8 protein-coding genes and 1 tRNA gene are annotated in these 7,514 nt (G+C 44.5%); 5 read left to right on the forward strand and 4 right to left on the reverse strand.

Annotated features, from left to right (window positions below):
• The first annotated feature begins 126 nt into the window (after positions 1-126).
• Positions 127-1,713, forward strand: a complete 1,587-nt coding sequence (locus B3V51_RS04885) for a YifB family Mg chelatase-like AAA ATPase (RefSeq protein ID WP_286708060.1) — start codon at positions 127-129, stop codon at positions 1,711-1,713.
• Positions 1,714-1,762: 49 nt separating this feature from the next.
• On the opposite strand, the gene B3V51_RS04890 is transcribed toward B3V51_RS04885, so the two are convergent.
• The 4 genes from B3V51_RS04890 to B3V51_RS04905 form a co-directional block, all read right to left on the reverse strand.
• On the reverse strand, positions 1,763-2,446 hold the full coding sequence (locus B3V51_RS04890) for a phosphoglycolate phosphatase (protein ID WP_186475356.1): 684 nt from the start codon (positions 2,444-2,446) through the stop codon (positions 1,763-1,765).
• 240 nt (positions 2,447-2,686) lie between these two features.
• Positions 2,687-3,178, reverse strand: a complete 492-nt coding sequence (locus B3V51_RS04895; protein ID WP_286708061.1) for a DUF4385 domain-containing protein — start codon at positions 3,176-3,178, stop codon at positions 2,687-2,689.
• Positions 3,179-3,378: 200 nt separating this feature from the next.
• Positions 3,379-3,454 (reverse strand) — tRNA-Phe (locus B3V51_RS04900).
• A 93-nt stretch (positions 3,455-3,547) separates the two neighbouring features.
• Entirely contained in the window at positions 3,548-3,970 is a 423-nt protein-coding gene (locus B3V51_RS04905) for a hypothetical protein (RefSeq protein ID WP_201556975.1), read from the reverse strand.
• Positions 3,971-4,485: 515 nt separating this feature from the next.
• Here B3V51_RS04905 and hisB point away from each other — a divergent pair.
• The 4 genes from hisB (at position 4,486) to hchA (ending at position 7,392) form a co-directional block, all read left to right on the forward strand.
• Entirely contained in the window at positions 4,486-5,124 is a 639-nt protein-coding gene (gene hisB, locus B3V51_RS04910) for an imidazoleglycerol-phosphate dehydratase HisB (protein ID WP_286708062.1), read from the forward strand.
• On the forward strand, positions 5,124-5,759 hold the full coding sequence (gene hisH / locus B3V51_RS04915; protein WP_286708063.1) for an imidazole glycerol phosphate synthase subunit HisH: 636 nt from the start codon (positions 5,124-5,126) through the stop codon (positions 5,757-5,759). Before hisB ends, hisH begins: the two co-directional genes overlap by 1 nt.
• Before the next feature lie 170 nt (positions 5,760-5,929).
• A complete protein-coding gene (locus B3V51_RS04920) occupies positions 5,930-6,307 on the forward strand; it encodes a hypothetical protein (RefSeq protein WP_212564073.1) in 378 nt (125 codons plus the stop codon).
• Between the two features lie 152 nt (positions 6,308-6,459).
• Positions 6,460-7,392 (forward strand): glyoxalase III HchA, encoded by a 933-nt coding sequence (gene hchA / locus B3V51_RS04925; protein WP_286708064.1) that lies wholly within the window; start codon positions 6,460-6,462, stop codon positions 7,390-7,392.
• Positions 7,393-7,514 lie beyond the last annotated feature (122 nt).

Here is a 7,514-nt window from a genome sequence, read left to right on the forward strand (position 1 = left end):
ATATTGACGGCTTTGGTTTGAGATGATTGTTTTAATGTCCTACCTATATTTTTTATAAAACACGACATTTGCACGCTGATAAATAATACTTTATCATCGATTAATCTCTAATATTAGGAAACGCTGATGTCGTTTGCCCAAGTCTATACTCGCTCAGTCGTCGGTTTGCATGCACCTAAAGTCATCATCGAAGTTCACTTATCGCAAGGGTTACCAGCACTAACCATCGTTGGTCTACCTGAAGCGGCCGTGCGCGAGAGTAAAGACAGAGTACGCTCTGCCATTCTTAATTCAGGTTTTCAGTTTCCCAATCGGCGTCTAACGATTAATTTAGCACCTGCTGATTTACCTAAAGATGGCGCGCGTCTGGACTTGCCAATCGCTATTGGGATATTGGCGGCAAGCGGACAACTTGAGCCAGAAGTATTATCGGGGTTTGAGTTTATTGGCGAGTTGGCACTCAACGGTGAGCTGCGGCAGGTGACCGGTAGCTTGGCTGTCGCTCGCGCGATTAAGGCAGAAGGATTGACATCAACGTTGTCGAAAACGTTGTCAAAGGCGAGTGACTCTGTAAAAAATGAGCAAAATGTTACCTTACAGAGCGCACCACAATTAATCGTACCGATTGACAATGGTCGTGAGGCCAGTCGCGTTGATGGTGTGACGATATTGGCAGCGAAGAGTCTAAAAGCAGTATGTAACCACTTGCAGTCACTGGCGGATCCAAGCGGATCTTATGACTGCTTGGAGGTGGTCACACCCAGTCCAGCACCGCAGCATGTAGGCTATCAAGTGGATTTAGCCGATGTCAAAGGACAGCACCATGCCCGCCGCGCGCTAGAGATAGCAGCAGCTGGCGGTCATTCGTTATTGTTTATAGGGCCACCGGGTTCTGGCAAAACGCTCATGGCCTCACGTTTGCCGACGATATTGCCTGATCTCAGTGATGAGGATGCGCTCGAGGTAGCTAGTACGTATTCAGTGGCAGACAGTGATTACGATTACGGCACACGTCCCTTTAGGCAAGTGCATCACACCATATCAGCCGTGGCGTTGGTTGGCGGCGGCTCACGGCCCAAACCGGGCGAGATTACGCTTGCCAATAAAGGCGTGTTATTCCTTGATGAATTGCCAGAGTTTGATCGGAGCGTGCTTGAGGTATTGCGCCAGCCGTTAGAAGCCAAGCAAATCACTATTAGCCGTGCTAACTCGCAAATGACCTTTCCAGCCAACTTTCAACTGGTCGCTGCTATGAATCCGTGCCCGTGTGGTTATGATGGCGATACCTCAGGGCGCTGCCGCTGTCGACCTGAGCAAATCAAACGCTATCAAGACAAACTCTCAGGGCCACTATTAGATCGTATTGATTTGCATATTACCGTACCAGCATTGCCGATTGCTGATTTGCAAAGCGCGCAGGCAGGCGAAACATCCAAACAAGTACGCGAGCGAGTAGCAGCCGCGCATCAGCATCAATTAAAACGACAACAAAAAGTCAATAATGAGCTAAGCCCGAGCGAAATCGATGAATACATCAAATTAGGCGACAGCGAAAAACAACTATTGCAACTTGCTCAGCAGCGCTTGAATTTATCCGCACGCGGCTACCATCGGGTGTTACGAGTCGCGCGTACTATCGCGGACTTGGCCAACAGTACAGATATTAACAGCGCCCATGTGTCAGAGGCGCTCAGCTATCGTAGTAAGGAGTAGTCTTCGTTTGAGCCAACTATCACATCCGTTTGATAAAGGCTTTTATGGGTTAGATGTTATCTTTCATAATCCAAGTAACCAAATCCGCAAAATGATCAAACGCCTCGGTTGGATTTAGCTCACGAATGTCTTGTCCGTAGTTATAGCCATAAGACAGACCAAGCGTGTCCATATTGGCGTTTTGACCCGCCAAGATGTCGTTTCTAGAATCGCCAATCATAATCGCTTGGTCAGGAGTAATCCCCAATTGAGTACAGACATGCAGTAGGGGCGCTGGATCTGGCTTTTTGGTGGATAGACTGTCGCCGCCCATCACTTCACTAAACAGATCTTGCCAGCCGAATGTTTGCAATATTTTGGGGACAAAACGAAGCGGTTTGTTGGTCACTAGAGCGAGCGTGTAGCCAGCCGCGTGAAGTTGTTTAAGGCCACTATCGACATCGGGATAAGCAACGGTTTTGCTACCACCAATCTTAGTATATGCTTCAAAAAATATCTGCTCTGCGTGATCGGCCTCGGCTTTGGTCAGTGCGCCCTCTGGGACAGTGATATCACCGACCAAAGCACGCTCTACAAGCATTCGTGAACCATTGCCTATCCAATTGCGTATCGTCTCGATAGGGTAGGTGTCTTTACCAAGCGTGGTCAGCATTGCATTGGTGGCATCGGCCAAATCGGGCACGCTATCAATGAGTGTGCCATCAAAATCAAAAATTAAGAGTTGCTTATTCATTGTTCCTCACTATTAAAAATCATTATATTTATTGTGTTAGATATTCCGTGTTATACCTTGGCACGGTAGTATTTTAAGACTGGTCAATTTAGTGTTGTTATATTCTCAAGGTGATGAGCATTAGCAGTTACTCGACATCTTTATATAGTCAATCCACTAAAAAGCGTTACAGCGTTAACCTCGCTTGAAGTATGACGTATACATCTGCACTCGGTTGCCTTGTACCACTCTTAAATTGGATCAACTATAACGCGCGCGGTGTTCTTTTTTCATTCTTAGATAATCTTCGTTCTCACGACACTGGTCCCATTTTTGCTTAAAAATACGCGCCGATTCTGCCTTGATCGGGTCTTCGGCTTGTCGTGGTAACTCTTCGCGACCATGCGCGCCGCTTTGACCTTTTTTATCATCGGGCACAGGACCTTTGTACTTTTTACCGCCTTTATGGTTGGCATAGCGGCGAGCACGAGTGTAACCCATCTGGATGAACTTACGTGCCATATCCGCGCCAACGAAGTCATCATCTGCTAAATAATCTAAGAACATCTGATAAATGGTTTCACTGCTCTCATGCGCAATATCAGGGGTAGCAAAGCGCCAATGCGGTAGTAACTCAGATTTATAAGGCTCAACAAGCAACACGCCTTGCTCGCCGCGGCCGACACGGTATAGCTCAGGATGCTTACGTAGATCTAGATTCTTATAATCCAAATCGTAATCAAACTCTCTCATCTAAACGCTCCTATCATAGCTGCCTTTTTATCAATAGTACCCTTTGTCAGTAGTGCTACTCAGTATACTGAGCAAGTCACGAGGAGAAGTAGCGTAAAAATGTTATGAATAGGTGCGTTTCTTACAGGCATAAAAAAACCTCAAACGCGAACGTCTGAGGTTTTAGGTGCTTATTTAAAAGCTAAATGAGATCAACGAAATGGTGGCTCGAGGCAGGATCGAACTGCCGACACACGGATTTTCAATCCGTTGCTCTACCGACTGAGCTATCGAGCCGTCTTCGCTGAGGACGCTATTAAACTAAATATAAGCGGTGCTGTCAAGACATTTTTATCTTTTGTGGCTAAATAATCAGATTCGATGCAAATCTTAGTCTTTAACTCTGATTAATTCGTAGTCGCTCATGATCTGATGGATATCGTTATCGACAGGGACAAACTGACGCACGCCTTTTTTGACCTCCGCGTCATAGACCATCTTGATGAACTTCGCATCGATTGCGCGGCCTTTGTTTTGCTCATGCACAGTTAGATATTGCAAGCGCTTAGCATTGGTCTGCCCATCATCAAAGCAGCCAACTGCGGCAATGGGCTTGTCATTGAACATGCCAACATATAGGTATTGACCACGCTTAAAGCCATTTTCGATGATATTTAATACCTCCTCGCCGCTAGGCTGCGTATCGTCAGCGTCATACATGGTCTCTAAGCGCTCGGCAAGCTCATTGTCGCGAGCAGGTTTTTTGATTAAAGGCGCATTTAAATCATTAATCGCAATGGCTTCTAAAGGCATGATGTATCCTATTGTCTTATGAGTGCTAACCGTATTAAGTAAAACAACCGACTAAACAAGCGTCATTAGGGCGTGTTGAACATTCGACCTTGGCACTGACAGAGACTATTTTTTAGGCGATTTGCAGATAAAAATGGTAAGTTTAGTTGTTCTAAGCGTCTATTTTTATCAATAAAGCGGCAAAAAATAGTCCTGTCCCTGTTGTTGTCGTGAGGGCTGATGCTAAAATCGCCCTAGTCGTTGCGAAAATCTAGCCAATGCAATAAGCATTACCTGCAATTTTCACTTAGACTAGAACTATTTTAGCGATCAGCAGTGCGCATTTGTGAATGTTCAACACGCCCTAATAAAACTTAAGGCAGTATTTTAACAGATTGAGACAAATAGCGCCTTGCTTTACCGTCCTGCCATAGCCGTCATGACGCCATTTTGCTATGATAAGCTTATATCTACATTACCTTAATGTCTATTTAAGTGTCTATTTACTCCCCACCCTTTATTTATAGAGAGTAGCTATGTCTGCCGATATTAATCAAGCGCAAAATTCAAACCTGTATGGTCGCCCAGCGCGCACCGCCACTGTTGAACGTAACACTGCTGAGACGCAAATCACTTGTACCGTTAACCTTGATGGTACCGGTCAAGGTGTGGTCGATACTGGCGTGCCATTTTTGGATCATATGATTGATCAGATCAAGCGTCATGGTTTATTTGACTTAGACATCAAATGCGTCGGCGATACCTTTATCGATGATCATCATAGTGTCGAGGATACCGGTATTACTTTGGGCCAAGCGTTTAACAAAGCTTTGGGCGATAAAAAAGGCATCCGCCGTTACGGACATTTTTATGCGCCGCTTGATGAGTCGTTGACGCGCGCGGTCGTCGATCTATCAGGACGTCCAGGCTTGCATATGGATATTCCGTTTACGCGCTCGCATGTCGGCACCTTCGATGTCGATCTGTTTAGCGAATTCTTTTACGGCTTCGTCAATCATTCATGGATGACCGTACATTTGGATAATCTCAAAGGTAAAAATAGCCATCACCAAATCGAATCTACCTTTAAAGCTTTTGCTCGCGCGCTGCGTATGGCCTGTGAGTATGATGAGCGGGCATTGAATACCTTGCCATCGACCAAAGAGGCATTCTAATGACCAAAATTGCACTATTAGATTATGGCATGGGTAACTTGCACTCGGTCAGCAAGGCACTCACCAATGTCGGCGCGGAGGTATCCATCACTAACGACCCCAAAGTCGTGGCTGCCGCTGATAAAATCGTCTTCCCTGGCGTTGGTGCTATGCGTGATTGTATGATCGGCATGACCGATGCTGGCATCGATGACGTCGTGCGCAAGGCTATATTCAACAAGCCGGTGATGGCGATTTGCGTGGGTATGCAGGCCTTATTTGAGCAATCGGCTGAAAATGGTGGTACAGATTGCCTTGGCATCTTAAACGGTACGGTAGAAGCGTTTGACCCTACGTGGAAAGACAAACAAGGCGCAACGATAAAAGTACCACATATGGGCTGGAATACGATTAGTGGTATGGATTTTGACCATCCGCTTTGGCACGGTATTGAGGATAACGCGCACTTTTACTTTGTGCACAGTTATTACTGCGCGCCTAACGATAACTCTCAAGTCGCCGCTATCTGTGATTATGGCCAGCCGTTTTGTGCCAGTATCATCAAAGACAACCTATTTGCCACGCAGTTCCATCCTGAGAAGAGCCATACCGCAGGCTTGCAACTGCTAAAGAATTTTGTCGAGTGGAATGTGTAGATAGGCAGTAAACGTAAATTGCACATTTGCTTCAGAATAGGGTAGGTTATCACTTGTATAGTCTGCCTTTTTATTTCTTATTATTTTCATTTTACGTTTTCAATTTTTGGTTATTATGGTTCGATGATACGCTCAACCATTTTCTGCTCGCTTATATTTGGAATACTCTAGTGGACTTTAGCGCCTTTAAAATAAACGTTGTTGAAACAACTGGCCTTGCCAAAGACGCGTTACACATTTACGTCGGCGTCGGCGTCTATCTGCTCAGCATGTTTATCTTACGCCCTATCATTAAGAATCAGACTATCAGAGCCTTTTTAGCACTATTAGTCGTCATTAGCGTAGCACTGCTAGGTGAATATTTCGACAATCGTCACATCATTGTGCCAAAAGGCCTTCTGGCTCTAAAAGGTACAGATATCAAAGCAAGTATTCATGATCTCATTAATACCTGCCTGCTGCCTTTCGTGCTGTTTGCTCTAAATAAGTGGACAAGGATTTTTCAAGCGAGCAGCTCACCAAGTAAGCTACTAAAGAAAACCCGTTAAAACAGTTTTTCAATCCTGCTTTACAAAGCTTACGAAACATAAAAATTCTCATCTATTTAATGCTGTCTTCATTTGTTACCTTAGATTTATCATTTCTAGCTACTTAATAAATAGCTACTCAATAAATATAAATCATAAAAAAGGAAGCCACTATGAATATGCAAGATCTATTAGATAAAGCTAAAGACACCTTAGACAACGCCAAAAATACGCTAGGCTTAGAGCCGCAAGAAACTGAAGCAGGCATTTATATCCCCTCAACATCATCGCTAAAGATAGCTGCGCCGAATAAAACCAACTACGATCATACTAATTACGATAATCCCTATACGGGCGATAAGAAAATCATGATGGTCTGTACCGAAGAGCAGTACATGACTATGGAGAACGGCAATAAATTTGATACCGGTAATCATCCGGTGGAGATGATGGTGCCGTTATTACATTTTAAAAAAGCAGGCTTTGATGTCGATGTGTTTACGCCAACAGGCGAGGCGGTCAAGGTCGAGCAGTGGGCGATGCCAGAGGACGATGACGACGTTAAACAAATCTATAGCGAGTATAAGTCCAAGCTTAACAATCCCAATAGTATCGCTGACTTTGTCAAAAACGATATGGCAGACAGCACTGATTACGCGGCGATTTTTATTCCCGGTGGTCACGGCGCGATGCTCGGCTTGCCGGAAGATAAAAACCTTGGCGCATTGCTACGCTGGGGTCATAAAAAGGATCTCTTTACTTTGGCAATTTGTCATGGACCAGCTGCTCTACTAGCGGCTAATTTAGAAAGTCCTGATAGCTCTAAGCAAGACGATAACGCTAATAAAGACTTTATTTTTAAAGGTTATAAGATGGTCGCATTCCCAACGGCGATGGATAAGCAAATGCCAAAAATTGGCTATCTGCCTGGTACGATGCCATGGTACTTTGGTGAAAAGCTTGAAGACCTAGGTGTCACTATTAGCAATAAACTGGTCACCGGTAGCACTCATCAAGACAGAAAACTGATCTCAGGTGATGGGCCGTTAGCAGCGAATGACTTTGGTAAAATGAGTGCTAAAGCTTTACTAAAAGAGTTTGGTTAGATCGTTTTCATAAAGTCATTATATAAAAAAACGGACTATTTATTAGTCCGTTTTTCGTTTTGCTATTTGACTTGATGATTACTTGCTTTGAGCCTCATCATATAGTCAATCAATATTAAAAG

This window comes from Psychrobacter sp. UBA2514 (genome assembly GCF_002341255.1).
Taxonomy (GTDB): Bacteria; Pseudomonadota; Gammaproteobacteria; order Pseudomonadales; family Moraxellaceae; genus Psychrobacter; species Psychrobacter pacificensis.

Excerpts from the sequence above, each read along its gene's own strand:
- B3V51_RS04905 (WP_201556975.1), bottom strand. The coding sequence starts at position 3,970 with ATGCCTTTAGAAGCCATTGCGATTAATGATTTAAATGCGCCTTTAATC.
- B3V51_RS04890 (WP_186475356.1), bottom strand. The coding sequence starts at position 2,446 with ATGAATAAGCAACTCTTAATTTTTGATTTTGATGGCACACTCATTGAT.
- B3V51_RS04895 (WP_286708061.1), bottom strand. The coding sequence starts at position 3,178 with ATGAGAGAGTTTGATTACGATTTGGATTATAAGAATCTAGATCTACGT.
- B3V51_RS04885 (WP_286708060.1), top strand. The coding sequence starts at position 127 with ATGTCGTTTGCCCAAGTCTATACTCGCTCAGTCGTCGGTTTGCATGCA.
- hisH (WP_286708063.1), top strand. The coding sequence starts at position 5,124 with ATGACCAAAATTGCACTATTAGATTATGGCATGGGTAACTTGCACTCG.
- hchA (WP_286708064.1), top strand. The coding sequence starts at position 6,460 with ATGAATATGCAAGATCTATTAGATAAAGCTAAAGACACCTTAGACAAC.
- hisB (WP_286708062.1), top strand. The coding sequence starts at position 4,486 with ATGTCTGCCGATATTAATCAAGCGCAAAATTCAAACCTGTATGGTCGC.